Below are 26,299 nucleotides of genomic sequence, written 5' to 3' on the forward strand. Positions count from 1 at the left end.
TGGCGTGAATTGAGAGCCCCGCATGCCCGTCCCAAGGGCATGCTGCAGGCACGGTGAGAGCGGGATATCGGAATGGGTCAGGCACCAATCGAGAAGAAGACGGGCATCAGCCACCTGTTCGCGGCGGCGAGCTATTCGGCGGCCGGCGCGCGCCGCCTGCTCGGCGAATCGGCCTTCCGGCACGAGCTGATCGCCTTCGGCGTCGCCATGGCGATCTTCGCCTTCGTCGGCGCGTCGTTCTTCCAGTATGTCGCGATGGCGATCCTCTTCCTGCTGATGGTCGCCTTCGAGGCGCTCAACACCGCCATCGAGGAGATCGTCGACCGGGTGTCGCCGGAGATTTCCGAGATGGGCAAGCATTCGAAGGACCTCGGTTCCTTCGCCGTCTTCTGCCTCATCATCGCCAATGCCGGCTATGCCGGGTATGTGGTGGTGTCCCAGTTCATCTGAACGTGGCCGACGCCTCAGGCGAAGCTCTTCCTGCGCGGGGTAACGGGCTGGGTCTCGCTGACGGCGGGCAGGCTCTGGAGGACGCGCTTGGCGGGCAGGATGGCGATGGCCTCGGTGCCTTCGCGCAGCCGGGATTTCAGGATGAATTCGCCGTTGTGCTTGGCGAGGATCGCCTGGACGATGGGCAGGCCGAGGCCGGTGCCCTGTTCGGCGCTCTTGATGGCGATGGAGCCCTGGCCGAAGGCGGAGAGGACCACGGGAATCTCGTCTTCCGGGATGCCGGGGCCGTTGTCCTTGATGGAGACATACTGGCCGCCGCCGGCCGTCCAGCCGGCTTTGACGACGACTTCGCCGCCCTGCGGCGTGAACTTCACGGCGTTCGACAGGAGGTTCAGGATGACCTGGCGCAGCGCCTTCTCGTCCGCCCAGACCGCCGGCATGCCGCTCTCGACCTGCTCGGAGATGGTGATGTTCTTGGCGCGGGCGCGCAGCTGCACCATGCCGATGCAGTCTTCGGCGATATCGACGAGCGCCACCGAATCCTCCGCGAGATCGTACTTGCCCGCCTCGATGCGCGAGAGGTCGAGGATCTCGTTGATGAGGTTGAGCAGGTGCTGGCCGGAGCGGTGGATGTCGGACGTGTATTCCTTGTAGACCGGGTTGTTGAGCGGCCCGAGCACTTCCGTCGACATGACCTCGGAGAAGCCGAGGATGGCGTTGAGCGGGGTGCGCAGCTCATGTGACATGGAGGCGAGGAAGCGGGATTTCGCGAGATTCGCCTCCTCGGCGCGGCGGCGCGCCTCGTCGGACATGGACTTGGCGACCTCCAGCTCGGCGATGAGGTCGTCCTTCTCCGATTGCGAGGAGAGGAGTTGCGCACTGGTGTGGCGCAGGCGGTGCGTCATGAAGACGAGGAAGGCGAGGGCGGCGGCGACGATGGCCGTCATGCCGACGGTCGAGGGATCGGGGCGCAGCAGCGAGGAGGCCGACAGCGCGATGATCGTGGGCATGAAGGCGCACAGGATCGCATGGCGCAGCATGAGCGTGCTCATGGCGGTGACGGCGAGCGCCACCAGCAGCGAGGAGCCCTTGTAGAAATCGAAGGCGACGCCGGAGCAGCGTCCGCAGGTCTGGAGCGCGAAGGTCGCCCAGGCAAGGCCCATGAGGACCTGCGCGAGGAGGAAGCGGCGCTGCCAGCGGCGCACGTTCTCGCCGGTGATGTCGTGCCGGCGCGCGCGGCGCGCGACGAGCATGCCGATGGCATGGACGCTGAGCGCCAGCACGGCCCAGGCGAGAAGGCCGATCTCCTGCGTGAGGTAGATGCCGCCGGCGGCGATCAGCACCACGACGACCGGGATGGCGAGCGCGCCCTGCACGGTCGCGCTGATGTGGAGCTGCATCATCTCGCGGTCGAAGCCCGGCGAATTGCCCGTTGCCGTCTGCAACCGCTCGCGAGTCGCGCGGACAGCCCGCGAGACAGCCTTGTTACGATGGCTGCGCGACTTGTCGACGATGATCTTGTCGGTCGAGGTACTGACGCCGGTACTCATCACGGTTGCAACTGTTGCGGACAGCATTGAATTCTAGGGTGGAATCCTTAAGAAGATGCTGCCGCGCATAAACCATTTGCGAACCATTCCGGCATTTTCCGTGACATGCGTTCGGCCATGTTCCGGCATAGGACCGATGTCGGGAATCAGGATAGGAATACGGTCCATGGGACTTTCCAGGCGGGGACGCGATGTCGGCGTGGCGGTTGCGTTTCTGGCGCTGACGGCGCTGATCGTCTTGCGGGTCGGCGGCGAGAGCGGCGGGACGATCACCGGCACGGCGCGGGCGGCGGACGGCGACACGCTGACGCTGGAGGGCCACCGCATCCGCCTCCTCGGCTTCGATGCGCCGGAGCTCATGCAGATGTGCAAAAGAGACGGCGCGGAATGGCGCTGCGGCGTCGCCGCGCGTTCGCGCATGGCGGAGATGTTGCGCGCCGGGCCGATCACCTGCCGCACGCAGGCCACTGACAAGTACGAGCGATGGCTGGCGCGCTGCACCGGCGCCGACGGCGCCGATCTCGGCGAGCGCATGGTGCGGGAGGGGCTTGCCGTCGCCTATGGTGGCTATGAGGGCGAGGAGCGGCTCGCCAAGGCCGAGCGCAAGGGGCTCTGGGGCTCGCAGTTCGACGTTCCACAGGAGTGGCGGCGGATGAACGGTCGGCCTCAGGAGGGACGGCATATGGCCGAGCCCGGCCTGTTCGGTGACATTCTGGAAGCATTGGGACTGAACTGATGGACGCAGACGGAAGGGAACGCGATCTGGCGGCGCTTGCCGCCGCCATTGCGGCCTGCCGGCTCTGTCGCGACGCGCCCGCGAAGGCCGACAATCCGTTGCCGCACGAGCCGCGGCCGGTCGCGGTGCTTTCCGAAAGCGCCCGCATCCTGATCGCCGGGCAGGCGCCGGGGCTGCGGGTGCACGAAAGCGGCCTGCCGTTCAACGACGCATCGGGCGACCGGCTGCGCAGCTGGATGGGCGTCACCCGCGAGGATTTCTACGATCCGCGGAAATTCGCCATCGTGCCTATGGGCTTCTGCTTTCCGGGCTACGACGCCCATGGCAGCGACCTGCCGCCGCGGCGGGAATGCGCGCCGCTGTGGCGCTCGCGCGCGATGGCGGCCATGCCGCAGGTCGAGCTGGTGCTGGCGATCGGCCAGTATGCGCAGTCCTGGCATCTCGGCGCGGCGAAGGCCGCCAGCATGACGGAGACGGTACGCGACTGGCGCCGGCATCTCCACCGCAACACGGGGCCGGCCGTGCTGCCGCTGCCGCATCCGAGCTGGCGCAACACGGCATGGCTCAAGCGCAATCCCTGGTTCGAGGAAGAGGTGCTGCCCGAGCTGCGAAAGCGTGTGAAAACGCTGGCTGGGTGAAATGTAATTCTTCCCATCCGGCCTGATTTGGGTGTATGAGGGAATTAATTTTCATAGGGGGACACAATGGACCGTCTGGACCGCAAGATCCTGCGTCTGCTACAGGAAGATTCCACGCTCGCGGTGGCGGATCTCGCCAAGAAGGTGGGGCTTTCCACCACGCCCTGCTGGCGGCGCATCCAGAAGATGGAAGAGGATGGCGTGATCCGCAAGCGCGTCGCGCTGCTCGATCCCGTCAAGATCAACACCAAGGTCACCGTCTTCGTCTCGATCCGCACCAATTCGCATTCGACGGAATGGCTGAAGCGCTTCTCCGAGGTGATCGTCGAGTTCCCGGAAGTCGTCGAGTTCTACCGCATGAGCGGCGAGGTGGATTACCTGCTGCGCGTCGTCGTGCCCGACATCGCGGCCTATGACGCCTTCTACAAGCGCATGATCGCCCGCATCGAGATCCGCGACGTCTCCTCCGCCTTCGCCATGGAGCAGATCAAGTACACGACCGAGCTTCCGCTCGACTACATGGCCGTGGACAACCAGAAGAGCGGCGAGGAATAGGCGCCGCTCACAGGTCGTCCGGCGGCCTGAAGGTGACGAGAAGCGTCTTCCACGTCGCATAGGGCGCAAGCTCGGCCAATCCCTTGAAGGGCGCGCAGCGGACGACGGCGCGCACCGCGCTCGCGGCAAAAGCCTTTGTCGCCGGGTCGCCGGCGACGGGGCCATCGATCGTCGGCGACCCGTCGAGTTCACCGGATTCGGTCAGCGAGACCTTCACGCGCACCGTAGCATCGACCGGCGTATCGGCCGGGAGCGACCAGCACCGGGCGATCTGCCGGTGCAGCGTCGTGGCCAGCGCCGCCGTCGCGTCCTCGGCCCTCGCCGGTGCGGAGAGGGCGAGGGCGGCCAAAGCGACGAGGGCTGTGCGGCGCAGCACCCTATTTCCTTTCGAGCCGCGCCAGCAGGGAAGACGTGTCCCAGCGGTTGCCGCCCATGTCCTGCACGTCGCCGTAGAACTGGTCGACGAGGGCGGTGACGGGCAGCTTGGCGCCGTTGCGGCGGGCTTCGGACAGCACGATGTCGAGGTCCTTGCGCATCCAGTCGATGGCGAACCCGAAATCGTATTTGCCGGCGTTCATCGTCTTGTGGCGGTTCTCCATCTGCCAGGAGCCGGCGGCGCCCTTGGAGATCACCTCCACGACTTTCTCGATGTCGAGGCCGGCCTTCTTGCCGAAATGAATGCCCTCGGCGAGGCCCTGCACGAGGCCGGCGATGCAGATCTGGTTGATCATCTTGGTGAGCTGGCCGGCGCCGGCCGGGCCCATCAGGCCGACCATGCGGGCATAGGCGTCAATGACGGGTCGGGCCTTTTCGAAGGTCGCCTCGTCGCCGCCGCACATGACGGTGAGCACGCCGTTCTCCGCGCCGGCCTGGCCGCCGGAGACGGGGGCGTCGATGAAGCCGCAGCCCTTTTCCTTCGCGGCGGCGTCGAGCTCGCGGGCGACTTCGGCGGAGGCAGTGGTGTTGTCGATGAGGATCGCGCCCGGCTTCATGCCTTCGAGGACGCCGTCCTTGCCGATCGTCACCGAGCGCAGGTCGTCGTCGTTGCCGACGCAGGTGAAGACGAAATCGGCGTCCTTCGCCGCTTCCGCCGGCGTGCGAAACGCCTTGCCGCCGAATTCGGCCGCCCATTTCTCCGCCTTGGCGAAGGTGCGGTTGTAGACCGCCACCTCATGGCCTCCCTTGACCTTCAGATGGCCTGCCATGGGATAGCCCATGACGCCGAGACCGATGAATGCAACCTTTGCCATGTCGTAACCTCCTGCAATTGCTGGCAGGTGGTGTAGCGGATGATCGATTTCGGCGAAAGTGTTTCTCGCAAAAGGTGATGGTGCGGGCGTGGATGGATCCTTGGGGTCGACCCGAGGATCCATCATCCGCGAAAACCTTCCGGTCAGCCGCGATATTTCGCCAGCACCAGATGGCCGGCAATGGGCTCGCCTTCCTCCATGCGCACGGTGATGTCCGTGATCTCGACGAGGTCGAAGCCGGTTTCGTCGAGGCGCTGGCGGACATAGCCGGCGGAATGGGCGAAGCGCTGGTGCGGGCCGACCATGAAGGGACGGCCGGCGAAGGTTTCGTCGGGCAGCGTCTCGGAGGAAAAGATGAAATGGCCGCCGGGCACGAGATTCTCGGCGGCGCCGAAGAACAGCGGCTCCAGCGCGCCGAGATAGGGCAGCACGTCGGTCGCGGTGATGAGGTCGAAGGGCTCGTCCTCGTTGTCGTCGAGGAAATCGACGGCCTCGGCGACGTAGAGCGTCTCGTAGAGGTCCTTGTCGTGGGCGACCTCGACCATGTTCTCCGAGAGGTCGACGCCGGTGATGTCCTCGGCCATGTCGCGCAGTGCCCCGCCGGTGAGGCCCGTGCCGCAGCCGAGGTCCAGGACGCGCTTGAACGGTCCCAGGCCGAGCGCCTGGAAGCGCTGGCGCACGAGGAGCGGCACGCAATAGCCGAGCTGGTCGACGAGCACGTTGTCGAAGACCTCGGCATGCTGGTCGAAGAGCGTGGTGACATAGGCGTCGGGCGCCTTTTCGGGCGTGTCGCCGCGGCCCATCGAGGCAAGGCGCACGGCCGCGCCGCCGTGGTCTTCCGGGTCGAGCGCCAGCACCTCGGCATAGGCCTTCGCGGCGGCGTCGAAATCGCCGGACTTCTCCAGCGAAAGGGCGCGGTTGTAGGCTTCCGCGAGCGCGTCTTCGTCGATCTTCTTCATGCGGCGTCTCTTACGGTCCGGTGCGGGCTTTGGCAATGAAGGATGCGCGGGCAAATAAGCATTTATCAATCAACGAAAGAGGCGCATGATCGCTCCCAAGACCAAAAAGACCATTGGGAGGAATGACATGCCCGCCGATATGCCCCTCACGTCGCTCTCCACCGATGCCAAGCGTTCCGCCAGTCCGGGCCTGCCGTCGACGCCGATGGAGACGATCAACACCATGGTGCACTACTACCGTGGCGAGCTCGGCCGCATGGCCGGCTGGCGCGACCGCATCGACCGGACCTCGAATTGGGCGATCACGGTGGTCGCGGCGCTGCTTTCGGTGTCGCTGTCGACGCCCAACGCGCATCACGGCGTGCTGCTCTTCGCCATGCTGCTGGTGACGCTGCTGCTCCTCATCGAGGCGCGGCGCTACCGCTTTTTCGACGTCTACCGGGCGCGGGTGCGCCAGCTCGAGCGGTTCTATTTCGCCGAAATCCTCAATCCGCGCGACCAGCTCGCCCTCGACTGGGCGGCGCCCATCGCTAAAAGCCTGCGCAAGCCGGAGTTCCTGATCAGCTACCGGGATGCCGCCTGCCGGCGGCTGCGGCGCAACTATTGCTGGATGTATCTCATCCTGCTGCTTGCCTGGGGGCTGAAGATCTCGTCCTCGGCTTTGCAGCGGCCCGCGACGGCGGGCCGGGACATGTCGCTCGCCGTCGAGCATGTGGTGGGCAATGCGGCGCTCGGGCCGGTGCCCGGCGGCGTGGTGATCGCGCTGGTGCTGATCTTCTACGTCGCCATCGCCTATTTCTCGCTCAAGGTGGACATGTCCGACAGCGAACTGGCGCACGGCTCGGTGCATGTCTGAGCGGAGCCGGCGTCAGTTGATGACGAATTCGCCCTTCAGCGCGCGCCATTCCGTCGCCGAGATCAGGCGGCGGTGGACGTAGCTGACGGAGTGGATGGGTCCGTCCAGCTTCTCCTGCCAGAATTTCAGGAAGCTCTTCATCTCCGGGAAATCCGGGGCGAGATCGTAGTGCTGCCAGATATAGGTCTGCAGGAATTGCCGGTGGTCCGGCATGCGGTAGAGGATCTGGGCCGTGGTCATGCCGTAGCCCCTGAGTTGCAGTGCCATGTCGTCGGTCATAACGGACCTCATTGCTTGCGAATGATGGTCCTTATGAGTGTGCGCCGGCATGATTAACCGGACCTTAAAATCTGCACTGTAACGGGAATAATTCCGTAAAAACAGGATGTTGGCAGCACCCATCGTCGAGTGCTGCCAAGATGTTCAGCGCTTGAGGTGGCGCGTCAGGCGGGCTTCCAGCCAGGCCCAGACATTGCGCAGCAACTCCACGATGATGAGGTAGAGCAGCGCTGCCCAGAGATAGGCCTGGTAGTCGAAGGTGCGCGAGAAGGCGCGGCGGGTCTCGCCCATCAGGTCGAAGACCGTGACGATGGCGACGATGGCCGAGCCCTTGATCATCAGGATGATCTCGTTGCCGTAGGGGCGCAGCGCCACGATGAGCGCCTGCGGCAGGATGACCTTGAAGAAGGCGACCTTCTTCGGCAGGCCGAGGGCGGCGGCGCCCTCGTGCTGGCCGCGCGCGACGCTCTCGATCGCCCCGCGCAGGATCTCGGCCTGGTAGGCGGCCGTGTTGAGGGTGAAGGTCAGCAGCGCGCAGTTCCATGCATCGCGGAAGAACCACCAGAGCCCCCAGGCCTTCAGCTCGGCCGAGAAGCTGCCGAGGCCGTAATAGACGAGGAAGAGCTGCGTCAGCAGCGGCGTGCCGCGGAAGAAGTAGACATAGCCATAGGCGAGCCAGGACAGGGCCTTGTTCTTCGACATGCGCGCGAAGGCGATGGGCAGCGAGAGCAGGCCGCCGAGCACGATGGAAAGGCTGACGAGCAGCAGCGTCACGCCGAGGCCGGAAATGTAGTTCGGGCCGTATTTGGTGAATTTCTCCGGATCCCAGCCCTCGACCATCATCATGAAGATGCCGACGGTGAGCGCCAGCCAGACGCCGAGGAAGATGTTGCCGAAGAAGCGGCCGGCGGTGAAGGGCTTGGGCGGCGCCGGGGGCGGGGCCTGCGGCGGCAGGAGGGTGGTGACGTGGCTCATCGCGCGGCCTCCGAACGCTTGGCCCAGCTCTCGATCCACGAGAAGATCAGCGAGGAGAGGAAGGCGAGGATGAGGAAGAGCAGGCAGGCGATGGCGTAGAACTCAAAGGCCTGCTTGGTCACGCGCGCGGCGACGCTCGTCTGGCGCAGGATATCGGGAAGGCCGACGACCGAGACGAGGGCGGTATCCTTGAGCAGCGCCATCCAGAGATTGCCGAGGCCGGGCAGGGCGACGCGAATGAGCTGCGGCAGGACGATGAGCTGCATGGTGCGTCCGTGATGCAGGCCGAGCGCATAGCCCGCCTCGTACTGGCCGCGCGGAATGGCCTTGAAGGCCGAGAGCAGCACTTCCGAGCAATAGGCGGAGAAGACGACGCCGAGCGCCACCATGCCGGCGGCGAAGGCATTGATCTCGACCGTGCCCTGATAACCGATGGCGGTCATGAGGTTCTGTACAAGGATCTGCAGGCCGTAATAGACGATGAACAGCGTCAGCAGTTCCGGCAGGCCGCGGAAGAGCGTGGTGTAGATGTCTGCCGCCAGGCGCAGCGACTTTTCTTCCGACTGCTTGGCAAGCGCGATGAAGAAGCCCATGGCGAGACCGACGGGCAAGGTGGCGACGGCAAGCGCTCCGGTGACCAGGAAGCCGAAGGCGATCTCGTCGCCCCAGCCGGCATCGCCGCATGCCAGCAGCGTGTTACCCGCGAACAGTTTGAAGATGCCGACCGGCCCGCAGAGAGGATCTATGATCCCGAAAAACGCGTATACCGCCTCGACAATGGCGGTGAAGAACCCGCTCATGCCAAAATCCCCCGATGCGCTTTGCGCTTGTCTTTAAGGCGTTTTCCACGCCCCGTCTTTTGTTCGTAGCGACGCCGTTTCGGTCGCGAAACCCCGTCTATCCTCGACTTCTCAAACAAATACGGCGGGAGAGCAAGCCCTCCCGCCGCTGCATTCTCGTGATGGGGTCAGAAAAAACCCGCATGAAGAGAAAGATGTTGCCTATCACTCACCGTAGACGTCGAACGGGAAGTACTTGGCGTTGATTTCCTGGTACTTGCCGTTGGCGCGGATCGCGGCGATCGCCGCGGTGAACTTGTCGGCGAGCGGATCGCCCTTGCGCACGGCCGCACCCACGCCGTTGCCGTTGATGACGGGATCGACCGGCAGGGTGCCGAGCAGCTTGCAGCAGGCGCCGTCTTCGGTCTTCAGCCATTCGGAGAGAATCACAACGTCGTCGATGGCCGCATCGATACGGCCGTTGGCAATGTCGAGCTTGTATTCGTCAGCCGTCGGGTAGAGCTTGAGCTCGGCATCCTTCATATGCGCTTCGGCATAGTTGGCGTGGGTCGTGGAACCCTGTGCGCCGAGCGTCTTGCCGGCAAGCGATTCGGCCGAGGCGTCCTTGATGTCGGAATCCTTCGGCACGACGATGGCCGGCGGCGTGTTGTAGTACTTCTTGGAGAAGTCGACCTTTTCCTTGCGCTCGTCGGTGATCGACATGGAGGCGAAGATCGCGTCGAACTTCTTTGCGATCAGCGCGGGGATCATGCCGTCCCAGTCCTGCGTGACGAAGGTGCAGTCCGCCTTCATCTCCTCGCAGAGGGCCTTGGCGATGTCGACGTCGAAGCCGGTCAGCGTGCCGTCGGATTCGAGATTGTTGAAGGGCGGGTAGGCGCCTTCCGTGGCGATCACGATCTTCTCGCCCTCCGCCATCGCGGCAGACGAGGCGAACAGCGCGATGACGGCGGCGGAGGCTGCCAGCGTGAAACGTTTGGAAATACGCATTTTAATCCTCTCAGTTGAAGGCGCTCGGGTTCTTCTTTTTGTCCGGGCCTTAAGTCCAGCGGGCAGGGCTGCCCGCTTGGGCCGGATAATCGACCCGTTTTCGCCAAAAAATCAACTGGTTTTCCGCCGTCATTCCGCCCCGTTTCCCCGACAATTTCTGCGCCCGCCTCTGGTTCGGCGGAAGGCGCGACCTATCTCGCCGGTCAACAGGAGGTTGTTCAGCGGGCATTCAGGCGCCTCTGATTACGCCTTTTCAGGAAAACGGCGATTTGCCGACCGGCCGCAGAAGCCGGCCGGTCGCTCTCGAAACAACAGACGGGACACCGTGAGGACAGAACGATGACTTTTCGCTCAAGACTTTTTGCAACCGTGGCGCTTCCGCTGCTTTCGGCATCGCTGATCGCCACGCCCTCGCTGGCCGATGCCCTGTCAAAGCCCTTCGAGGTTGCTCAGGAAAGCTCCGATGAAGGCCAGCCGAGCGAGGACGAACTGCTGCTGAAGCAGCAGCAGGAGGAACAGCGCCAGGCAGAGGAACAACAGCGCCAGGCCGAAGAGCAGCAGCGTCAGGCCGAGGAACAGCAGAAGGCTGCCGAGGATCAGCAGCGCGCGGCCGAACAGGAAGCCCAGCGTCAGGCCGAGGAGCAGAAGGCCGCCGAGGAAAGCGCCCAGCCGGCCGCCGAGGAAGAGCAGCCCCGCACCCAGAAGGAGCGCAAGGGCAAGAAGCGGCACCAGCAGGAGCAGCAGAGCGAAGAGCAGCAGCCCTCCGAGGAGCAGAACGCGGTCGGCGAGGACACCCAGCGCCAGGCTGAGGATCAGCAGCGCGCTGCCGAGGAAAGCGCCCAGCCTGCCGAAGAAGAGCAGCAGCGCCCGAAGAAGGAGCGCAAGGGCAAGAAGCACCAGCAGCAGCAGGAGCAGCAGCAGACCGAGGAGCAGCAGCCCGCCGAAGAGCAGAATGCGGACACCCCGCGTCAGGCCGAGGAGCAGAAGGCCGGTGAGGAAAGCGCCCAGCCAGCCGAGGAGCAGCAGCCCTCGCAGAAGGAACGCAAGGGCAAGAAGCGGCACCAGCAGGAGCAGCAGCAGACAGAAGGGCAGCAGCCGACCGAGGAACAGCCGGCGATGACCGGCAAGGGCACGCCTGCCGAAACGGAAGGACAGCCTTCGACCGCCGAACAGCCGATGGACGCGGAACAGCAGCCGGCCACCGCCGAGGGCGGCGAGGCATCCGGCGAGAAGAAGGCCCCGGCGGTCGTCGAGACCCTTTCCGAGGAGCAGAAGCAGGAAATCGCCGCTGATCCGAGCAAGACCGACGAAACCGTCGTCCTGCCGGTCGAAAACGGTGCCGCCGTGCTGGACAGCGACAAGGACGCCGACAATGCCGGCGGCCAGAAGAGCCGCGACCAGCGCCGCAAGAAGCGCGAGGAACTGCGTGCCGAGGAAGAGGCGGCTCCCATGCCGGAATCCGACGTCTCGGCCCAGGCTCCCATCTCGGACGAGGTGCGTGAGGCCCTGCCGCAGCGAATCGACGCCGCGATCAAGGAAAAGGGCGAGCGCCTCGACGCCGCGCCTGTCTTCGAAGTCCCGCAGACGACCAATGTCATCAACAATACCGTGATCAACAACACGGTGAACAACAATGTCACGCATGTGAACGTGGTGGAGAAGGTCGACAACCGCATGGTTCTGTCGATCGGCAACCAGCTCGTCGTGCGTGGCGACGACCGGGAACGCCTGCGGCACGATTCGGAAGAGGTCTATTACGACAACCTCGCGCGCGGCCGTGTCCGTGAAACCATCGTGCGTCCGGGCGGCGTGCGGCTGGTGACGATCTACAACCGCTACGGCGACATCATCCAGCGTTCGCGCATCGGCCGCGACGGCGACGAGCATATCCTCGTCTACGCGCCCGACCTCGGCGACGATGCGCCGCGGCCCGATTTCGTCGATGTCGGCTACGAGCTGCCGCCGATGCGCCTGCGCATTCCGGTTCGCGACTACATCATCGACACGTCCAGCGATCCGGACCGCGACTATTACGACTTCCTCGCCGAGCCGCCGGTCGAGCGCGTCGAGCGCGTCTACACGATTGACGAGGTGAAGCACTCGGCCCGCCTGCGCGACAAGGTGCGCCGTATCGACCTCGATACGATCACCTTCGCTACCGGCAGCGCGGAAGTGCCGATGTCTCAGGCCCGCACCCTGCGCAAGGTCGCCGACGCCATGCAGAAGGTGCTGGACAAGGATGCGGGCGAGACCTTCCTCATCGAAGGCCATACGGATGCGGTGGGGTCGGACAAGTCGAACCTCATCCTCTCCGACGAACGCGCCGAATCCGTCGCGAGCCTGCTCACCGACGTCTATGGCATCCCGCCGGAAAATCTGCAGACGCAGGGCTATGGCGAGCGCTTCCTGAAGGTTCGCACCCAGTCCGCAGAACAGCAGAACCGCCGCGTCACCATCCGCCGCGTCACGACGCTGGTCCGCCCGGTTGCGCAGAACTGATCGCAGGCATGAATAGGAAAGGCCGCGGGAGAAATCCCGCGGCCTTTTCATGTCCGGCGGTCAGGAAAGGCCGGTAAGGCGGACGACGAAATCGGCGATGGCCTTCGTGTCGTCGAGGTCGAAGACGGGCAGCGCCGTGTTCGTGACCGGATGGTCGGCGGCGATGGCGGCGATATGGGGATCTTCCGGGGCGAGCGGCGTGCGGTTGGCCGCGTCCAGCCGGCGCGCCTCGATCTTCGGGATCGGCTCGCGCTTGTAGCCCTCGATCAGCACGAGGTCGCAGGGGGCGAGGCGGGCGAGGATCTCCTCGAAGGAGGGTTCCGGCGCGCCGCGCAGCTCGTGCATGATGGCATAGCGCGTGCCGGAGACGATGGTGACCTCATGGGCGCCGGCCTGTCGGTGGCGGTAGCTGTCGGCGCCGACCTTGTCGATGTCGAAGTCATGGTGAGCGTGCTTGATGGTCGAGACGCGGTAGCCGCGGGCGACGAGTTCGCTCACAAGGCGGACGGCAAGGCCGGTCTTGCCGGAATTCTTCCAGCCGGCAATGCCGAAGATTTTCGGTCGCGTCATCGTTCCAGTATCCAGAGCCAGTTTTCCGCCGCATCGAGATCGTCCGGCGTATTGATGTTGAAGAAGGGGTCGAAGGCGCCGCGCGGGGTCTCGACCGCTGGAAAGGCGACCTCCCGCGCCTGGTGGCGCTCCAGGTAGCTGCGCACCCTGAGCGCGCCCCCGCCGGTCAGCCAGGCGGCAAGATCGTCCATCAGCGCGACGGGCCAGAGGGCGAAGACCGGATGGGGGCCGCTCACCGAGCGGGCGGCGGCGATGCGCTCCGGCCTGTCGACGGCCTCAGCGAGGCGTGCGACGAGATCGACCGGGAAGAAAGGGCTGTCCGTCGGCACGGTCGCCACGTGGCTCGCTTCGGGATGAAAGCGCCTTGCATGGTCGAGGGCGGCGAGCACGCCGCCGAGCGGGCCGGAGCGGGAGGCGTCGAGATCGGCGAAGACCGGCAGTTCCCCGCCTTCCTCGAAAAGCACGGGGCCGTTGGCATTGACGGCGAGGGCGGAGACCTGCGGGCGCAGCCGCCGGGCGGCGCGGTCGATCAGCGAGAGTCCGCCGAGCCGGATGCGCGCCTTGTCCTGCCCCATGCGGGACGACAGGCCGCCGGCCAGGATCACGCCCGGTATCGTCTCGCTCAGTGCCATTTCCTCCCCGCCTTTCCTTTATCCGATCTAGGCCCTGCGGGCTTTGCCCGCAAGTGTTCAGGATGCCACGGGGATTTGCGCTTCGGCCGCCTCGGACCGCCGCCGGTTCTCGCGATAGAAGGTGTAGAGGCCGGAGGCGACGATGATCGTAATGCCGACCGTCATCCAGGCGTCGGGCAGTTCGGCGAAGAACAGGAAGCCGATGGCGATGGCCCAGACGAGGCTGGTATAGCGGAAGGGCGCGATGAAGGAGATCTCGCCGACGCGCATGGCGCTGACGATCGTCTGGTAGCCGACGAGAAGCAGCACGCTCGCCGCCGCCAGCCGCGCGAGGACATCGGGCGGCATTGGCTGCCAGCCGCCCATCGGCACGACGAGCGCCCCGCCAAACAGCGTGATGGCGGCGGCCGTCACGGCGCTGATGAAGATGGAGGGTATGTCGCTGCGAATCCTGCGGGTGGAGAGGTCGCGCGCCGCGGCGCCGACCACCGAGCCGATGGCGTAGGTCGCCGCCATGGAAAAGCCCTCCGGGCCCGGCCGGATGATGACCAGCACGCCGGCGAAGCCCGCGGCGATGGCAAGCCAGCGCCGCCAGCCGACCGTCTCGCCGAGGAACAGCGCCGCGCCCAGCGTGACGGCGAGCGGCAGGGACTGGAGGATGGCGGACGTATTGGCGAGCGGCATGGCGCCGAGAGCCGAGATATAGGTGAGCGAGGCGAATATCTCCGCCGCAAGGCGCAGCGCCACGGCCGGCTGCAACACGATCCGCCAGGAGCCGAGCGCGCCCATGCTCCATGCGATCAGGAGGACCAGCGCGCTGGTCATCAGCCCGCGCACGAAGAGGATCTGGCCGGTATTCATGACATGGGTGACGGATTTGACGAGGGCGTCGTTGCAGGTGAAGGCCGCCATGGCGATGACCATGTAGAGCGCGCCCCGTGCGTTTCCGGAAGTGTTCATGCGGATGATTCCGAGCCTCTGTCGTCTTGTCATAGGCCGAATGGCGCAGCTTATCGACCGGAACAATCAGGGGTAACGGCAAAAGAGGATGCAAAGTCCGGTTTCCGTGCGGCTTGCGCCTGAATTGCTGCCCTCCCGCCGAAGGGTTTCATTAAGCTTCCCCACCTATCGTTGCGTGATCCCGATGAGCGATCGCATGATGCGACGGGTGAGGGCGCGCCGCCTGGTGGAAGATCGGCCGAAGCCCTGACAGCGAGGAGAACGGCCGGGCTCGGCAACGAGCCGAGCGGCCGCTTCGGCTTTGAGACACCCTGGGAAATCTTGGCTCTCATAAGAAGAACATATTGGGGAATCCATGTCATTCATCGACCGCCTGCTGCAGCAGCGTCGCATCGTCACGAAGGTGCTGCTGTTCGTCATTCCTCTCGTCGCCCTGATCGCGGGCATCGGCCTCGTCGGCTATTTCACCGCGAGCACGCTCAACGGCCACATGACCGTGACGCGCGAGACGATCAACAGCCTGTCGCATTTCCAGAACCTGCGCACCGGGCTTCAGGATTTCGTCGACCGGCCGGGCCAGGAAACGCGCGATGCGCTGGGCGCGCGGATCGACGAGCAGGAGGCCGGCATCCACGATCTCGACGCGCTTCTGCCCGACGCGGCGGAAAAGGCGAAGATCGCCTCCGTCGTCGCGCTTGCCGCGACCATGCGCAGCCAGAGCGAGACGCTCTGGGCCATCGACCAGGAGCGCAACGCCGTGACGGCTGACCTCGAAGGCGCGCTTGCCGCCATGACGCGCGACGGCGAATTCGCCGAAAAGCAGATCGGCGTCATCCGTGGCGAATCGGGCGAGAAGGAAGCCTTCGCCAAGGCGCTGCTCTTCGACGCCGCCGCCTACCAGGGCCTTGCCGAGCGCATCGGCAAGTTCCGCAAGCCCGTCGCGCTGGCGATGAAGGCCGAGGACAAGGTGAAGGCGGCCGAGACCTACCTGCCGCCGCTCCTCAAGCAGCTCGACGAATCCAAGGCGATCGCCTCGGCCAAGGCGCTGGAGCAGATCAAGCCGCTCGAGGTCGAGATCGCCGCCATCAAGGAAATCCTCGCCGCCGGCGACGATGCCGAGACGAAGAAGACGAAATTCGTGCCGGTTCTGACGCGGCTTTCGAAATTCGATGCGGATTTCGTGAAGGAGGCCGGCAAGAACTCCGACACCGCCGCCAAGCGTTTCGTCGGCATGGATGCCGAGATCGCCCTCCTGAAGACGCTGATCGCGCTGATGGGCGATACGTTCAAGGGCATCGACGAGACCCGCCTGCATATCAGCGAGCTGCACCGCAAGCTCGACCAGGCGAGCCGCGACGCCGTGCTGGTGGACGTGAAGGCGGTTTCCGAAAGCGCCGGCAAGCTTGCCGAACTCGGCGCCAAGAATGCCGCATTGCGCGACCTTGCCGAAAAGCTCGCCCCCTCGCTCGCCAAGATCAAGAAGGGCACGCAGGATCTCATCTCCGTCGGCGAGAAGTGGCAGGCGGCGCGTGTTGCCGCCTATGCCTCGGTCGCCGATGCCAGCCAGACGCTCGAGCAGTTCGTCTCCAGCGCGCAGGAAGCCGGCAAGAAGGACAGCCAGCGCTCGGCCAATGTCTCCATCATCGCCATGGTCGCGGGCACGCTGCTCGCCATCGTCGGCGGCCTGATGCTGGTGGAAACCCTGCGCGGTCCGCTGAAGCGCGTCACCGAGGCCATGTCGCGGCTCGCCAGCGGTGACCTCGACATCAGCATCGACGGGCGCAACCGCGGCGACGAGATCGGCGACATGGTGCGCTCGGTCGCCGTCTTCCGCGATGCGGCGCTTGAGAACATCCGGCTGGAGCAGGAGGCCGAAGCCCAGCGCCAGCTCACCGCGGAAGAGGAGGCCCGCCGCGCCAGCGAGCGCGCCCGCATCGAGGCGGAGCAGACCGAGGCGCTGACGGCGCTGTCCGACGTGCTCGGCCAGCTTGCCGCCGGCAATCTCGAGGAGAGCATGACGGAGGCGCTGGCCGCCGAATATGTCGCCATGGCCCGCACCTACAACAATGCGGTCGAGGCGCTGCGCGCCACGCTTTCCGACGTTCGCGCGACGACGATGGAGATCAACGGCGGCGCCGGCAACCTTGCCGCCTCCGCCGACGACCTCGCCCGCCGCACCGAGCAGCAGGCGGCGGCGCTGGAGGAAAGCTCGCGGGCGCTCCGCCAGCTCACCGACATCGTCCGCTCGACGGCCGAAAGCGCGCAGCAGACCGCCGTTTCCGTCGACGAGACGCACAGCTATGCCCGGCGCTCCGGCGAGGTCGTGGCCAAGGCGGTCGACGCCATGGGCGAGATCAACCGCTCCTCGGAGAAGATCGGCACGATCATCGGCGTCATCGACGAGATCGCCTTCCAGACGAACCTGCTCGCCCTCAATGCGGGCGTCGAGGCCGCGCGGGCGGGCGAGGCGGGGCGCGGCTTCGCCGTCGTCGCGCAGGAGGTGCGCGAGCTTGCCCAGCGCTGCGCGGGTGCCGCCCGCGAGATCAAGGGCCTCATCTCCGACAGCTCGGCGCAGGTGCGCAACGGCGTCGCGCTCGTCACCGAGACGGGCGAGGCGCTGACCGTCATCAACGAACACATCTCCTCGATCCATACGCTCGTCGGCAAGATCGAGGCGGCGGCGGCCGCGCAGTACGAAGGCATCAACGAGGTGAACCAGGCGGTGCACCAGGTCGAGCTCATCACGCAGCAGAACGCCGCGATGGTGGAGGAGAATACCGCCGAGATCCACGGCCTGCGCCGGCGCGTGCAGACCCTCAACGAGAAGATCGACCACTTCAAGACCCGCGACCTCGACCTGCGGCAGGACGACGGCTACGGCCGGTATCACGCGGCCTGAGGGCAAAAACTTTCGGTTGGAGGCGGGCCGGGCGGAAGCCCGGCCGTTTTCACGTCGGCCCTACCTGCCCGCCTCGTAGACGACATAGCTTTCCGGAACGTCCGGCAGAGGGTCGCCATAGGTGGGGTCGAATTCGAAGCGGATCAGCACGAAATCGCCGCTGCGGAATGTCCATTCACCGCTGTCCCAGGCGTCGCCGATGCCGCGCCATGCGGTATGGCTATTGATGGTCCGGCTCTTCTCGTCGAAACCGGCATTCACCAGAAGCGGCGTCGCGCGGAAACCGCGCACGATCGGCTCGGCTTTCAGCCTGTTTCGGTTGTCGTTCGTATAGCTGTAGTCGACGTCGGGCATGGCGAAGGCGATAAGCTTCGGCGTGTCGTCGTTACTCGTCTTCAGCACGACGGCATTGCGGATATTGTAGGCGCCGGAGCCGCAGAAGAGCAGGTAGAGCTCGGCCTGAATATCCTCGCCACCGGGATCGTAGGTGGGCTTGTAGGAGAAGCGGTAGACGGAATGGGCGAAGCCTTCCGCCTCGGGCCCGGCCATCGGAACCTCCTCCATGCCGTTCATGTCGCAATTCTCGCCGAGAGCCGCTTTGGCGATGGCCTCGGCGGCGGCGATGCCGGCCGGGCGGTCGGCGGTGACGCCGGGCGCGGGAAGGGCGGTGCAGAGGAGGGCTGCTAGAAGACGTTTCACCTGGCCTCCGTTCCGGCGATCAGCCGCCGGTGACGCTCATGTGACGGGCGACGGCCGGGCGGTTGCGGCGGTCGATGATGAAATCGTGGCCCTTCGGCTTGCGGCCGATCGCCTCGTCGATCGCCTGCGAGAGCAGGGCGTCGTTCTCGGAGGCGCGCAGCGGCAGGCGTAGGTCGGCCGCGTCGTTCTGGCCGAGGCACATATAGAGCGTGCCGGTGCAGGTGAGGCGGACGCGGTTGCAGCTTTCGCAGAAATTGTGCGTCATCGGCGTGATGAAGCCGAGGCGGCCGCCGGTCTCCTCCACCGTCACGTAGCGCGCCGGGCCGCCGGTGCGGTAGGCGTTTTCGGTGAGGGTGAATTCTTCGGCGAGCCGGGCGCGCATTTGCGAGAGCGGCAGGTAGCGGTCCGTGCGATCCTCCTCGATCTCGCCCATCGGCATGGTCTCGATGAGGGTGAGGTCCATGCCGCGGCCGTGCGCCCAGCGCATCAGGTCGGGGATTTCGCGGTCGTTGAAGTCCTTCAGCGCCACGGCGTTGATCTTGATCCTGAGGCCCGCGGCCTGTGCCGCGTCGATGCCCTCCATGACCTTGGAAAGCTCGCCCCAGCGGGTGATGGTCCTGAACTTTTCCGCGTCGAGCGTGTCGAGCGAGACGTTGATGCGCCGCACGCCGCAATCGGCAAGCTCGGCGGCATGCCTTGCAAGCTGCGAGCCGTTCGTCGTCAGCGTCAGCTCGTCGAGACGACCGGCATGGACATGGGCGCCGAGCCCGCGCACCAGATGCATGATGTTCTTGCGCACCAGCGGCTCGCCGCCGGTCAGGCGCAGCTTGCGCACGCCCTTGGCGATGAAGGCGGAACAGAGCCGCTCCAGCTCTTCCAGCGTGAGGAGATCCTTCTTCGGCAGGAAGGTCATGTTCTCCGCCATGCAGTAGGTGCAGCGGAAATCGCAGCGGTCGGTGACCGATACGCGCAGATAGGTGATCGCCCGCCCGAAGGGGTCGATCATCGGCGCTTCGGATTGCGCGACCGCGTTCGCGCCGTTCCAGGGTCCTGCATGCGAATTCAAACCACGTCTCCTTTATCGACATGTCGTGCGCGGGGCGCGCTCCGTCAAGCCAATGCGGCGATTATGACAGCATTTTCAGCCTTGCGCATCCCCGGCTTGCGGCATAGTCCTTCGCGAAATCGAATGGAAAGGGATCAGGCATGAGCGACCTCTGGCCGACCGAGCTGCGTGTGTCCAAGGACCGCCAGCGTCTCGTCGTCACCTTCAACGACGACGCGAGCTTCGATCTTTCCGCCGAGCTCCTGCGCGTGCTTTCGCCCTCTGCCGAAGTGCAGGGCCATGGGCCGGGGCAGAAGGTGACGGTGCCCGGCAAGCGCAATGTCGCGATCATCTCCATGACGCCGACCGGCAATTACGCCGTCCGCATCGGCTTCGACGACTTTCACGATACCGGCATCTATACGTGGTCCTATCTCCGGGAACTCGGGGAAAAGGGCGCCGGGCTCTTTGCCGATTACGAGCGCGAGCTTGCGGAGAAGGGCATGAGCCGCGATATTTCCGAGAAGCCGCGATAAACTTGGACTGCCTGCCGAAGGTAGCGTCCATTCCAATCCCGTCGGGAGACGCCTTTGGCAGCAGAAACGAACGCAAACGATCTCACCCAGGTTGTCGTGCTCCTGGCGGCGGGCGTCGCCGCCGTGCCGGTCTTCAAGAAGATCGGCCTCGGCTCGGTGCTCGGCTATCTGGCGGCGGGCCTTGCCATCGGTCCGTTCGGCCTCGGCTTCTTCTCCGATCCGCAGGCGATCATCCATGTCGCCGAACTCGGCGTGGTGATGTTCCTCTTCATCATCGGCCTTGAAATGCAGCCCTCGCGGCTCTGGGGCATGCGCAAGGACATTTTCGGCCTCGGCACGTTCCAGGTGCTCGGCGCCATGGCGGCGCTCACCGGGATCGGGCTTGCCTTCGGCTTTCCGCTCATTCCCTCCTTCGTCGCCGGCACCGGCTTCGTGCTCACCTCCACCGCCATCGTCATGCAGATGCTGCAGGAGAGGGGCACGCTTTCCACGCTCAAGGGGCAGCGCATCATCGCGATCCTGCTCTTCGAGGACCTTGCCATCGTGCCGCTGCTCGCCGTCGTCGCGCTGCTCGGCACGGGTGCAGCGGCGGCGGATGCGTCCGACCGCTGGCTGTCGATCGCGATTGCCATCGGCGCGGTCGTCGCGCTGGTGCTGGCCGGACGGTACCTCTTGAACCCGCTCTTCCGGGTGCTGGCGGCATCCGGCGCGCGCGAGGTGATGACGGCGGCGGCGCTGCTCGTGGTGCTCGGCTCGGCGCTCGCCATGCAGCTCTCGGGCCTTTCCATGGCCATGGGTGCCTTCCTTGCCGGCGTGCTGCTCTCCGAATCGTCCTTCCGCCACCAGCTCGAAGCGGATATCGAGCCGTTCCGCGGCATCCTGCTCGGCCTGTTCTTCCTCGGCGTCGGCATGGCGATCGACCTTTCGGTCATCGCCGCCAACTGGACGCTCGTGGTGGCGAGCGTCGCCGGCTACATGGTTGCCAAGACGGTGCTGATCTACGTCGTGGCGCGCCTCGTCGGCACCTGTCACAGCGAAAGCCTGGAGCGGGCGGTGCTGATGGCGCAGGGCGGCGAGTTCGCCTTCGTGCTCTATGCCGCCGCCGTCTCCGCCGGCATCCTCAACGGCGAGCAGAACGCCATCCTGACGGCGACCATCATCATCTCCATGGTGCTGACGCCGCTCTTCGTCATGCTGCACGACCGGCTGGTGCCGAAGAGCCAGCCATCCATCGAGGGCCTGACGTTGCCGGAAAATGTCGAGGGCACCGTGCTGATGATCGGTTTCGGCCGGTTCGGCCAGATCGTTAGCCAGCCGCTGCTTGCCCGTGGCTATACGCTCTCGCTGATCGACAAGGACGCGGAATTCGTGCGCGACGCCTCGGAATTCGGCTTCAAGGTCTATTACGGCGACGGCTCGCGCATCGACATCCTGCATGCGGCGGGCGCGGCGACGGCGAAAGCGATCCTCATCTGCGTCGACGACAAGGAAGCGGCGGTGAAGATCGCCGAGGTGGTGAAGGAGGAGTTCCCGCTCGTGCCCCTGCTTGCCCGCGCCTATGACCGCGGCCACGCGATCGACCTCGTCCATGCGGGGGTCGACTTCCAGATCCGCGAGACCTTCGAATCCGCCATGATCTTCAGCCGCGAGACGTTGAAGGCGCTCGGCGAGGACGAGGAACTGGCGGGCGAGGTGGTCGAGGAATTCCGCGACACGGACCGCGAGCGCTTCTCCCTCGAGACGGTCGGCGGCATCTATGCGGGCCGCCAGCTCATCCGCGGCAATGCCCAGCCCGCCGATATCGTGGCTGCGCGCACCGGCAGGGTACGGGCGGCGGCGGAAGAGGAGCGCCAGCGCCACGCCGAGGAAGAGGCGAATTGACGTTACGCAATCTTCTGTAGCGACTCAGCGCAACATGCGGCATCTCTAATGAGAACGGATAGGGAGCGCGCATGAACAAGGGACGTCTGGAAGCCTTCAGCGATGGCGTGATCGCCATCATCATCACGATCATGGTGTTGCAGCTCACGGTGCCGAAGGAACCGACCTTCGCGGCGCTGCTGCCGCTGATGCCGGTCTTTCTCGGCTATATCCTGAGCTTCGTCTATGTGGGGATCTACTGGAACAACCATCATCACCTGCTGACGGTATGTGACAATGCCAGCGGCAGCGTGCTCTGGGCGAACATGCATCTGCTTTTCTGGATGTCGCTCATTCCTTTCGTCACCGCCTGGATGGGCAACAATCCCTCCGCGGCGCTGCCGACGGCGCTCTACGGCGCGATCCTCCTGCTGTCGGCCATCGCCTATGCCATCCTGCAGATACGAATCGTTGCGGTTCATCCCGATCCCGAGCGGGTAAAGCGCGCCCTCGGAACCGACTTCAAGGGACGCTTTTCGCCTCTCTTCTATCTCGCCGCGATCCTGCTCGCCTTCGTCTCTCCGACGATCTCGCACCTCATCTACGCCGCCGTCGCGCTGCTCTGGGTGGTGCCGGACCGTCGTCTCGAAAAGCTCTAACCGAGGAAACCCGCCATGACGGCGCAGAATGACGAACGCTTCGCCCATTCCGCGAGCCTGCGGGCACGCGGCACCGCGCAGGAAGGCAAGGTCGCCTTTGCCGAGCTCTTCTTCGATCTCGTCTTCGTGCTGACGATCATCCAGCTTTCCCATACGCTCGCCGCACATTATTCGCCGCTCGGCCTCGTCGAGGCGGGCGTGCTGTTGCTGGCGGTCTGGTGGGTGTGGATCTACACGACCTGGGCGACGAACTGGCTCGACCCGGACAAGACGCCGGTGCGCGTGCTGCTCTTCGTGCTGATGTTCCTCGGCCTGATGCTCTCCATCGCCATTCCGACCGCCTTCGGCGAGGGCGGGCTGCTGTTCGCGCTGACCTATGTCGCCATGCAGGTCGGTCGCTCGGCCTTCACCGCCTTCGCGATGCGGCGGGACTGGCCGGAGAACAGCCGCAACTTCACGCGCATCACCGCCTGGACGGTGTTTTCCGCCGTGTTCTGGCTGGCCGGCGCCTTCGTCGAGCACGAGGCGCGGCTGGCGCTCTGGCTGGTCGCGCTCGGCGTCGAATATGTCTCGCCGGCGCTCGGCTTTGCCGTGCCCGGCCTCGGGCGTTCGTCGGTGAGCGACTGGCAGGTGTCGGGCGAGCACATGGCCGAGCGTTGCGCGCTCTTCGTCATCATCTGCCTCGGCGAGACCATCCTCGTGACCGGCCGCACGGTTGCCGGCATGGAACTGCTCGACGGCTTCACCATCTTCATGCTGGCCGCGGCCTTCGTCTCGACGGCGACCATGTGGTGGATCTACTTCCGCTTCGGCCACGGCGAGGCGGCGCATCTGATCGAGCATTCGGCAACGCCCGGCCGCATCGCGCGCATGGCCTTCACCTATGCCCATATCCCGATTGTCGCCGGCATCATCCTTTCGGCGGTGGCGGAGGAGTTCGCTCTCGCCCATCCGCACGGCCATCTCGATTTCAGGACGGCGAGCGCTATCATCGGCGGGCCGGTCGTTTTCCTGCTCGGCAATATCTGGTTCAAGGCGGCGATCCGCGGACGCTCGCCGCTGTCGCATCTTGTCGGCATCGGCGCGCTGCTGGCGTTGTCGCTGGTCGTGCCGGTCGTAGAACCCTACCAGCTCTTCATGGCGGCCGGCGCGGTGCTGTTCGGCGTCGCCGTCTGGGAGTTCCTGTCGCTGCGGTCGACCCGCGCGGACGACGTCGCCGCCGTCTAGTCTCCGGCGTCCGTTTCCGTCTCCATCGTCTGGAGGAGGCGGATGATGTCCTCCATCGCCTCGGCGACCTGGAGGCAGCGGTCGGCGGGCGTCTGCGACATGATCTTCTCGATCATTCCCGTCTGGATGGCCATGGCTTCCATGGTGAGCTTGCGGCCGGCTTCCGTCAGCGAAAGGCGCAGGATGCGCTTGTCCTTCGTATCCGGGCGGCGGACGATCAGGCCGCGCTTTTCGAGCTGCGGCAGCAGCATGCTCATGTTCGAGCGGCCGACCAGAAGCTTGCGGGCCAGCTCCTGCTGGGAAATGCCGTCGAAGCGGTAGAGATTGATCAGGATGTCGAGATGCGGCGTCTTGATGCCGAGGTCCGCGATCGCCCTAGTCATCGCCTGCTGCATGAGCTGGCAGGCGCGCGCCACGCCGATCCAGCTGCGAAAGCGCGGATGATCCCAGGGGAAGGCTTGATTTTCGTTCATGGTTGTACTTTATTGTTCAGCATTGAACATTTTTATGGATTCCCACTATGGCATCCTTTGGCTTGAAGGTCATCCGGCTGGCGCTTTCGGGCGTGGCCGCGGTGTCTCCCGATGCGGCCGGCCGCGCCGCCTTCCGTCTCTTCGCGATGACGCCCCGCCGGCGCCCCGGCACGGCGAAGGAGAAGGAGCTGTTCGCCCGCTCGCGCGGCTGGATGCGGCAGGCGCAGCGCGTCACGCTTTCCTTCGAGGGCGGCAGCGCCGTCGCGCACCGCTTTGCCGCGCGCCCCTGCGAGGCCTTTGCGGGGCGCGTCCTCGTGGTGCATGGCTGGGGCTCGCGCACGGCCTATCTTGCCGCCCTTACCGAGGGGCTGGTCGCCGCGGGCCATGAGGTCGTCGCGCTCGACCTGCCGGGCCACGGCGCCTCGCGGGGTCGCACGCTGACGCTGCCGATGGCCGTCCGGGCGATCGACGCGGCCTGGCAGCGCTTCGGCGGCTTCGACTATTTCTGCGGCCATTCCTTCGGCGGCGCGTCGCTTGCCTGCGCGGCAAGCGGCCTCGTGCCCTCGGTTCCCGCCCACCGGCCGCGCCGGCTCGTCACCATCGGCTCGCCGAGTGAGATGACATGGCTTTTCAAGGATCTCGGCCGGCTGCTGAAGCTGGGGCCCCGGGCGCAGGCGGCGCTGGAGAGCCACGTGGAACGGATCGCCGGCGCGCCGCTTTCGGCCTTCGATGCGGCGAACGGGGCAGGGCGGCTCGCAACGCCCATGCTGGTCCTCCACGCCGAGGACGACAAGGAGGTGCCGGCGCTGCATGCCCGCCGCTATGCGACCGCCGGGCCGAACGTGACGCTCGAATGGGCGAACGGCTTCGGCCATCGCCGCATCGTTTCGGCCGAACCGGTGATCGACCGCATCGTCGATTTCCTGGCGGAGGACCGGCGGCGTCTTGCCGCCTGAAGAAGGCGGCGAATATCCGGACCTGCCCGCCCGTCTTGTCATTGCTAAGGGCTTCGGCCGGATTTGGAGTGAGAAATGCGGACAGGAATTTTCGCGGCGGCTTGTGCTGCAACATTGATGGTTTCGACGGGTGCGGCCCATGCCGACGAATTGCTGGAAAGCTATGACGCCTATATCGGGCAGGACGATCTCTACAATTCCAGCAACGAGCGCCTGACCCAGCCCTGGCAGGTCATCCGCCAGGATCGCGCCAATGTGCACCGCTTCGGCATCCGCCAGCCTGGCGACGATATCGACAGCTTCTTCGCATCCGCCCGCAACCGCGATCTTGCCGAGCGCATGATCCGTAGCGGCCGGATCGAGGGCAGCGCCGCGCGCCGCATCCTCAATGGCGACGTGCGCATCTCCGTCGAAATCTGGCGCGGCGCGGGAGGCGACTATATCAATATCTCCGTCGACTAAGCGCTGGTTCGCCGCCGCGCTCGCGCTGGCGGCGGCCATGCCGGCCGCGCGCGCGGCCGAGCCCGACCTTGCCACGCGCCTCAAACTCCTCGTGGAGGTCTATCCCGAGAGCCTTTCCGGCGTCGAGGGCAACATGCTTCTCCTGCGCGACGGCGGCGAGCCGCTTCAGATCGACGACGGCAAGGCGAAGGACCATCAGGCGGCGCTCGCCGGCGGGGACATCGAGGACAGCCTGCGGCAGATCTATCCGCTCGGCGCCTGCGAGGCGAAGCCCGTGCTCGATTTCGACCCGGGCCGCGTCCGCAGCGATGCGCTGATGATGCGGCTCTATGGCCGGACCGCGAAGGCGGTGGAAGGCGACCTCGTTCCCGTCGCCTGGTTCGGCACGACATTGCGCGTCACCAAGCGGCAGGGCGCCGCGGCGGCGCTGGAAAAGGTGCGGGACGCGCTTGCGGAAAGGCCGGCGCTGAAGCGCTATCTGGCGCCCTCCGCCGGCACCTTCAACTGGCGCAAGGTCTCCGGCGCGCCGAACATGTCGGTGCACAGCTTCGGCGCGGCCATCGACCTCAACACGAAATTCGCCGATTACTGGGTCTGGTCCGGCGGCAAGCCGGGCAAGGTGCCGCGCCATGCCAACCGGTATCCGCTGGAGATCGTCGAGATTTTCGAGCGGCACGGCTTCATCTGGGGCGGGCGCTGGTACCACTACGACACCATGCATTTCGAATACCGCCCGGAACTCATCGCAATAGCAAAAGCGGCAGGCGCATCGGCCTGCCGCTGATCG

General features: G+C 65.6%; 28 protein-coding genes. 14 read left to right on the forward strand and 14 right to left on the reverse strand.

Annotated elements, in window-relative coordinates; translation table 11 throughout:
* The first annotated feature begins 72 nt into the window (after positions 1 to 72).
* Complete coding sequence (locus DSD28_RS09600) at positions 73 to 450, forward strand: diacylglycerol kinase (protein WP_119256161.1); 378 nt, start codon at positions 73 to 75, stop codon at positions 448 to 450.
* Between the two features lie 14 nt (positions 451 to 464).
* Here the strand turns inward: DSD28_RS09600 and DSD28_RS09605 are convergent, their stop codons facing one another.
* Positions 465 to 2,000 carry a sensor histidine kinase gene (locus tag DSD28_RS09605; RefSeq protein WP_119256162.1) on the reverse strand — a complete coding sequence of 512 codons (1,536 nt, stop codon included), beginning with the start codon at positions 1,998 to 2,000 and terminating at the stop codon, positions 465 to 467.
* Between the two features lie 166 nt (positions 2,001 to 2,166).
* Between DSD28_RS09605 and DSD28_RS09610 the strand changes: the two genes are divergently transcribed.
* The 3 genes from DSD28_RS09610 (at position 2,167) to DSD28_RS09620 (ending at position 3,929) form a co-directional block, all read left to right on the forward strand.
* The gene (locus DSD28_RS09610; RefSeq protein ID WP_162911330.1) at positions 2,167 to 2,736 is read left to right on the forward strand and encodes a thermonuclease family protein; all 570 of its coding nucleotides are present in this window, start codon (positions 2,167 to 2,169) and stop codon (positions 2,734 to 2,736) included.
* The gene (locus tag DSD28_RS09615; protein ID WP_119256164.1) at positions 2,736 to 3,374 is read left to right on the forward strand and encodes a uracil-DNA glycosylase family protein; all 639 of its coding nucleotides are present in this window, start codon (positions 2,736 to 2,738) and stop codon (positions 3,372 to 3,374) included. Before DSD28_RS09610 ends, DSD28_RS09615 begins: the two co-directional genes overlap by 1 nt.
* Before the next feature lie 66 nt (positions 3,375 to 3,440).
* Entirely contained in the window at positions 3,441 to 3,929 is a 489-nt protein-coding gene (locus DSD28_RS09620) for an Lrp/AsnC family transcriptional regulator (protein ID WP_119256165.1), read from the forward strand.
* A gap of 7 nt (positions 3,930 to 3,936) precedes the next feature.
* Here the strand turns inward: DSD28_RS09620 and DSD28_RS09625 are convergent, their stop codons facing one another.
* The 3 genes from DSD28_RS09625 to DSD28_RS09635 all read right to left on the reverse strand — a co-directional run bounded on the left by DSD28_RS09625 (position 3,937) and on the right by DSD28_RS09635 (position 6,138).
* Positions 3,937 to 4,305, reverse strand: coding sequence for a hypothetical protein (locus DSD28_RS09625; protein WP_119256166.1), 369 nt, complete (start codon positions 4,303 to 4,305; stop codon positions 3,937 to 3,939).
* 1 nt (position 4,306) lies between these two features.
* Positions 4,307 to 5,179, reverse strand: a complete 873-nt coding sequence (locus DSD28_RS09630; protein ID WP_119256167.1) for an NAD(P)-dependent oxidoreductase — start codon at positions 5,177 to 5,179, stop codon at positions 4,307 to 4,309.
* Positions 5,180 to 5,322: 143 nt separating this feature from the next.
* Positions 5,323 to 6,138: a class I SAM-dependent DNA methyltransferase gene (locus DSD28_RS09635; protein ID WP_119256168.1), complete on the reverse strand. Its 816-nt coding sequence runs from the start codon at positions 6,136 to 6,138 to the stop codon at positions 5,323 to 5,325.
* A 127-nt stretch (positions 6,139 to 6,265) separates the two neighbouring features.
* Here DSD28_RS09635 and DSD28_RS09640 point away from each other — a divergent pair, with 127 nt between their 5' ends.
* Positions 6,266 to 6,994 (forward strand): DUF2270 domain-containing protein, encoded by a 729-nt coding sequence (locus DSD28_RS09640; protein WP_119256169.1) that lies wholly within the window; start codon positions 6,266 to 6,268, stop codon positions 6,992 to 6,994.
* A 12-nt stretch (positions 6,995 to 7,006) separates the two neighbouring features.
* Here DSD28_RS09640 and DSD28_RS09645 read toward each other — a convergent pair whose 3' ends face one another.
* The 4 genes from DSD28_RS09645 to DSD28_RS09660 form a co-directional block, all read right to left on the reverse strand.
* Positions 7,007 to 7,273 (reverse strand): usg protein, encoded by a 267-nt coding sequence (locus DSD28_RS09645; RefSeq protein ID WP_119256170.1) that lies wholly within the window; start codon positions 7,271 to 7,273, stop codon positions 7,007 to 7,009.
* Between the two features lie 144 nt (positions 7,274 to 7,417).
* Positions 7,418 to 8,248, reverse strand: coding sequence for an ABC transporter permease (locus DSD28_RS09650; RefSeq protein ID WP_119256171.1), 831 nt, complete (start codon positions 8,246 to 8,248; stop codon positions 7,418 to 7,420).
* Positions 8,245 to 9,048: an ABC transporter permease gene (locus DSD28_RS09655; protein WP_119256172.1), complete on the reverse strand. Its 804-nt coding sequence runs from the start codon at positions 9,046 to 9,048 to the stop codon at positions 8,245 to 8,247. The genes DSD28_RS09650 and DSD28_RS09655 overlap by 4 nt, the downstream gene beginning before the upstream one ends.
* A 204-nt stretch (positions 9,049 to 9,252) precedes the next feature.
* Positions 9,253 to 10,035: an ABC transporter substrate-binding protein gene (locus tag DSD28_RS09660; RefSeq protein ID WP_119256173.1), complete on the reverse strand. Its 783-nt coding sequence runs from the start codon at positions 10,033 to 10,035 to the stop codon at positions 9,253 to 9,255.
* Between the two features lie 339 nt (positions 10,036 to 10,374).
* Between DSD28_RS09660 and DSD28_RS09665 the strand changes: the two genes are divergently transcribed.
* Positions 10,375 to 12,534, forward strand: coding sequence for an OmpA family protein (locus DSD28_RS09665; protein ID WP_119256174.1), 2,160 nt, complete (start codon positions 10,375 to 10,377; stop codon positions 12,532 to 12,534).
* A gap of 60 nt (positions 12,535 to 12,594) precedes the next feature.
* On the opposite strand, the gene mobB is transcribed toward DSD28_RS09665, so the two are convergent.
* From mobB to DSD28_RS09680, 3 genes are read right to left on the reverse strand one after another with little or no spacing between them, the layout of a single operon-like run.
* Complete coding sequence (gene mobB, locus DSD28_RS09670; protein ID WP_119256175.1) at positions 12,595 to 13,104, reverse strand: molybdopterin-guanine dinucleotide biosynthesis protein B; 510 nt, start codon at positions 13,102 to 13,104, stop codon at positions 12,595 to 12,597.
* Complete coding sequence (gene mobA / locus DSD28_RS09675; RefSeq protein WP_119256176.1) at positions 13,101 to 13,736, reverse strand: molybdenum cofactor guanylyltransferase MobA; 636 nt, start codon at positions 13,734 to 13,736, stop codon at positions 13,101 to 13,103. Before mobA ends, mobB begins: the two co-directional genes overlap by 4 nt.
* A 57-nt stretch (positions 13,737 to 13,793) precedes the next feature.
* On the reverse strand, positions 13,794 to 14,696 hold the full coding sequence (locus DSD28_RS09680) for a DMT family transporter (RefSeq protein ID WP_119256177.1): 903 nt from the start codon (positions 14,694 to 14,696) through the stop codon (positions 13,794 to 13,796).
* Positions 14,697 to 15,051: 355 nt separating this feature from the next.
* Between DSD28_RS09680 and DSD28_RS09685 the strand changes: the two genes are divergently transcribed.
* Positions 15,052 to 17,595: a methyl-accepting chemotaxis protein gene (locus DSD28_RS09685; RefSeq protein WP_119256178.1), complete on the forward strand. Its 2,544-nt coding sequence runs from the start codon at positions 15,052 to 15,054 to the stop codon at positions 17,593 to 17,595.
* A gap of 60 nt (positions 17,596 to 17,655) precedes the next feature.
* On the opposite strand, the gene DSD28_RS09690 is transcribed toward DSD28_RS09685, so the two are convergent.
* A complete protein-coding gene (locus tag DSD28_RS09690; protein WP_119256179.1) occupies positions 17,656 to 18,294 on the reverse strand; it encodes a DUF1176 domain-containing protein in 639 nt (212 codons plus the stop codon).
* A gap of 19 nt (positions 18,295 to 18,313) precedes the next feature.
* On the reverse strand, positions 18,314 to 19,300 hold the full coding sequence (moaA, locus tag DSD28_RS09695) for a GTP 3',8-cyclase MoaA (protein WP_119256396.1): 987 nt from the start codon (positions 19,298 to 19,300) through the stop codon (positions 18,314 to 18,316).
* A gap of 200 nt (positions 19,301 to 19,500) precedes the next feature.
* Between moaA and DSD28_RS09700 the strand changes: the two genes are divergently transcribed.
* From DSD28_RS09700 to DSD28_RS09715, 4 genes are all read left to right on the forward strand, one after another.
* Positions 19,501 to 19,875 (forward strand): gamma-butyrobetaine hydroxylase-like domain-containing protein, encoded by a 375-nt coding sequence (locus tag DSD28_RS09700; RefSeq protein WP_119256180.1) that lies wholly within the window; start codon positions 19,501 to 19,503, stop codon positions 19,873 to 19,875.
* A 54-nt stretch (positions 19,876 to 19,929) separates the two neighbouring features.
* Positions 19,930 to 21,756: a monovalent cation:proton antiporter-2 (CPA2) family protein gene (locus DSD28_RS09705; protein WP_119256181.1), complete on the forward strand. Its 1,827-nt coding sequence runs from the start codon at positions 19,930 to 19,932 to the stop codon at positions 21,754 to 21,756.
* 71 nt (positions 21,757 to 21,827) lie between these two features.
* Positions 21,828 to 22,394, forward strand: a complete 567-nt coding sequence (locus DSD28_RS09710) for a TMEM175 family protein (protein ID WP_119256182.1) — start codon at positions 21,828 to 21,830, stop codon at positions 22,392 to 22,394.
* A 15-nt stretch (positions 22,395 to 22,409) separates the two neighbouring features.
* The gene (locus tag DSD28_RS09715) at positions 22,410 to 23,621 is read left to right on the forward strand and encodes a low temperature requirement protein A (protein ID WP_119256183.1); all 1,212 of its coding nucleotides are present in this window, start codon (positions 22,410 to 22,412) and stop codon (positions 23,619 to 23,621) included.
* On the opposite strand, the gene DSD28_RS09720 is transcribed toward DSD28_RS09715, so the two are convergent.
* On the reverse strand, positions 23,618 to 24,094 hold the full coding sequence (locus tag DSD28_RS09720) for a MarR family winged helix-turn-helix transcriptional regulator (RefSeq protein WP_119256184.1): 477 nt from the start codon (positions 24,092 to 24,094) through the stop codon (positions 23,618 to 23,620). The two genes, DSD28_RS09715 and DSD28_RS09720, sit on opposite strands and share 4 nt — an antisense overlap.
* A gap of 47 nt (positions 24,095 to 24,141) precedes the next feature.
* On the opposite strand from DSD28_RS09720, the gene DSD28_RS09725 reads away from it, so the two are divergent.
* The 3 genes from DSD28_RS09725 to DSD28_RS09735 all read left to right on the forward strand — a co-directional run bounded on the left by DSD28_RS09725 (position 24,142) and on the right by DSD28_RS09735 (position 26,296).
* Positions 24,142 to 25,050, forward strand: coding sequence for an alpha/beta hydrolase (locus DSD28_RS09725; protein ID WP_119256185.1), 909 nt, complete (start codon positions 24,142 to 24,144; stop codon positions 25,048 to 25,050).
* A 117-nt stretch (positions 25,051 to 25,167) separates the two neighbouring features.
* Positions 25,168 to 25,512 carry a hypothetical protein gene (locus DSD28_RS09730; protein WP_119256186.1) on the forward strand — a complete coding sequence of 115 codons (345 nt, stop codon included), beginning with the start codon at positions 25,168 to 25,170 and terminating at the stop codon, positions 25,510 to 25,512.
* Between the two features lie 37 nt (positions 25,513 to 25,549).
* Entirely contained in the window at positions 25,550 to 26,296 is a 747-nt protein-coding gene (locus DSD28_RS09735) for a M15 family metallopeptidase (protein ID WP_119256187.1), read from the forward strand.
* Positions 26,297 to 26,299: the final 3 nt, after the last annotated feature.

It is taken from the genome of Shinella zoogloeoides (assembly GCF_003574625.1).
Taxonomy (GTDB): Bacteria; Pseudomonadota; Alphaproteobacteria; order Rhizobiales; family Rhizobiaceae; genus Shinella; species Shinella zoogloeoides_A.

Bases quoted from the DNA above. Each gene is read 5' to 3' on its own strand.
- DSD28_RS09600 (WP_119256161.1), top strand. From the start codon at position 73: ATGGGTCAGGCACCAATCGAGAAGAAGACGGGCATCAGCCACCTGTTC.
- DSD28_RS09605 (WP_119256162.1), bottom strand. From the start codon at position 2,000: ATGAGTACCGGCGTCAGTACCTCGACCGACAAGATCATCGTCGACAAG.
- DSD28_RS09610 (WP_162911330.1), top strand. From the start codon at position 2,167: ATGGGACTTTCCAGGCGGGGACGCGATGTCGGCGTGGCGGTTGCGTTT.
- DSD28_RS09615 (WP_119256164.1), top strand. From the start codon at position 2,736: ATGGACGCAGACGGAAGGGAACGCGATCTGGCGGCGCTTGCCGCCGCC.
- DSD28_RS09620 (WP_119256165.1), top strand. From the start codon at position 3,441: ATGGACCGTCTGGACCGCAAGATCCTGCGTCTGCTACAGGAAGATTCC.
- DSD28_RS09630 (WP_119256167.1), bottom strand. From the start codon at position 5,179: ATGGCAAAGGTTGCATTCATCGGTCTCGGCGTCATGGGCTATCCCATG.
- DSD28_RS09635 (WP_119256168.1), bottom strand. From the start codon at position 6,138: ATGAAGAAGATCGACGAAGACGCGCTCGCGGAAGCCTACAACCGCGCC.
- DSD28_RS09640 (WP_119256169.1), top strand. From the start codon at position 6,266: ATGCCCGCCGATATGCCCCTCACGTCGCTCTCCACCGATGCCAAGCGT.
- DSD28_RS09645 (WP_119256170.1), bottom strand. From the start codon at position 7,273: ATGACCGACGACATGGCACTGCAACTCAGGGGCTACGGCATGACCACG.
- DSD28_RS09650 (WP_119256171.1), bottom strand. From the start codon at position 8,248: ATGAGCCACGTCACCACCCTCCTGCCGCCGCAGGCCCCGCCCCCGGCG.
- DSD28_RS09655 (WP_119256172.1), bottom strand. From the start codon at position 9,048: ATGAGCGGGTTCTTCACCGCCATTGTCGAGGCGGTATACGCGTTTTTC.
- DSD28_RS09660 (WP_119256173.1), bottom strand. From the start codon at position 10,035: ATGCGTATTTCCAAACGTTTCACGCTGGCAGCCTCCGCCGCCGTCATC.
- DSD28_RS09665 (WP_119256174.1), top strand. From the start codon at position 10,375: ATGACTTTTCGCTCAAGACTTTTTGCAACCGTGGCGCTTCCGCTGCTT.
- mobB (WP_119256175.1), bottom strand. From the start codon at position 13,104: ATGACGCGACCGAAAATCTTCGGCATTGCCGGCTGGAAGAATTCCGGC.
- mobA (WP_119256176.1), bottom strand. From the start codon at position 13,736: ATGGCACTGAGCGAGACGATACCGGGCGTGATCCTGGCCGGCGGCCTG.
- DSD28_RS09680 (WP_119256177.1), bottom strand. From the start codon at position 14,696: ATGAACACTTCCGGAAACGCACGGGGCGCGCTCTACATGGTCATCGCC.
- DSD28_RS09685 (WP_119256178.1), top strand. From the start codon at position 15,052: ATGTCATTCATCGACCGCCTGCTGCAGCAGCGTCGCATCGTCACGAAG.
- moaA (WP_119256396.1), bottom strand. From the start codon at position 19,300: ATGATCGACCCCTTCGGGCGGGCGATCACCTATCTGCGCGTATCGGTC.
- DSD28_RS09700 (WP_119256180.1), top strand. From the start codon at position 19,501: ATGAGCGACCTCTGGCCGACCGAGCTGCGTGTGTCCAAGGACCGCCAG.
- DSD28_RS09710 (WP_119256182.1), top strand. From the start codon at position 21,828: ATGAACAAGGGACGTCTGGAAGCCTTCAGCGATGGCGTGATCGCCATC.
- DSD28_RS09715 (WP_119256183.1), top strand. From the start codon at position 22,410: ATGACGGCGCAGAATGACGAACGCTTCGCCCATTCCGCGAGCCTGCGG.
- DSD28_RS09720 (WP_119256184.1), bottom strand. From the start codon at position 24,094: ATGAACGAAAATCAAGCCTTCCCCTGGGATCATCCGCGCTTTCGCAGC.
- DSD28_RS09725 (WP_119256185.1), top strand. From the start codon at position 24,142: ATGGCATCCTTTGGCTTGAAGGTCATCCGGCTGGCGCTTTCGGGCGTG.
- DSD28_RS09730 (WP_119256186.1), top strand. From the start codon at position 25,168: ATGGTTTCGACGGGTGCGGCCCATGCCGACGAATTGCTGGAAAGCTAT.
- DSD28_RS09735 (WP_119256187.1), top strand. From the start codon at position 25,550: ATGCCGGCCGCGCGCGCGGCCGAGCCCGACCTTGCCACGCGCCTCAAA.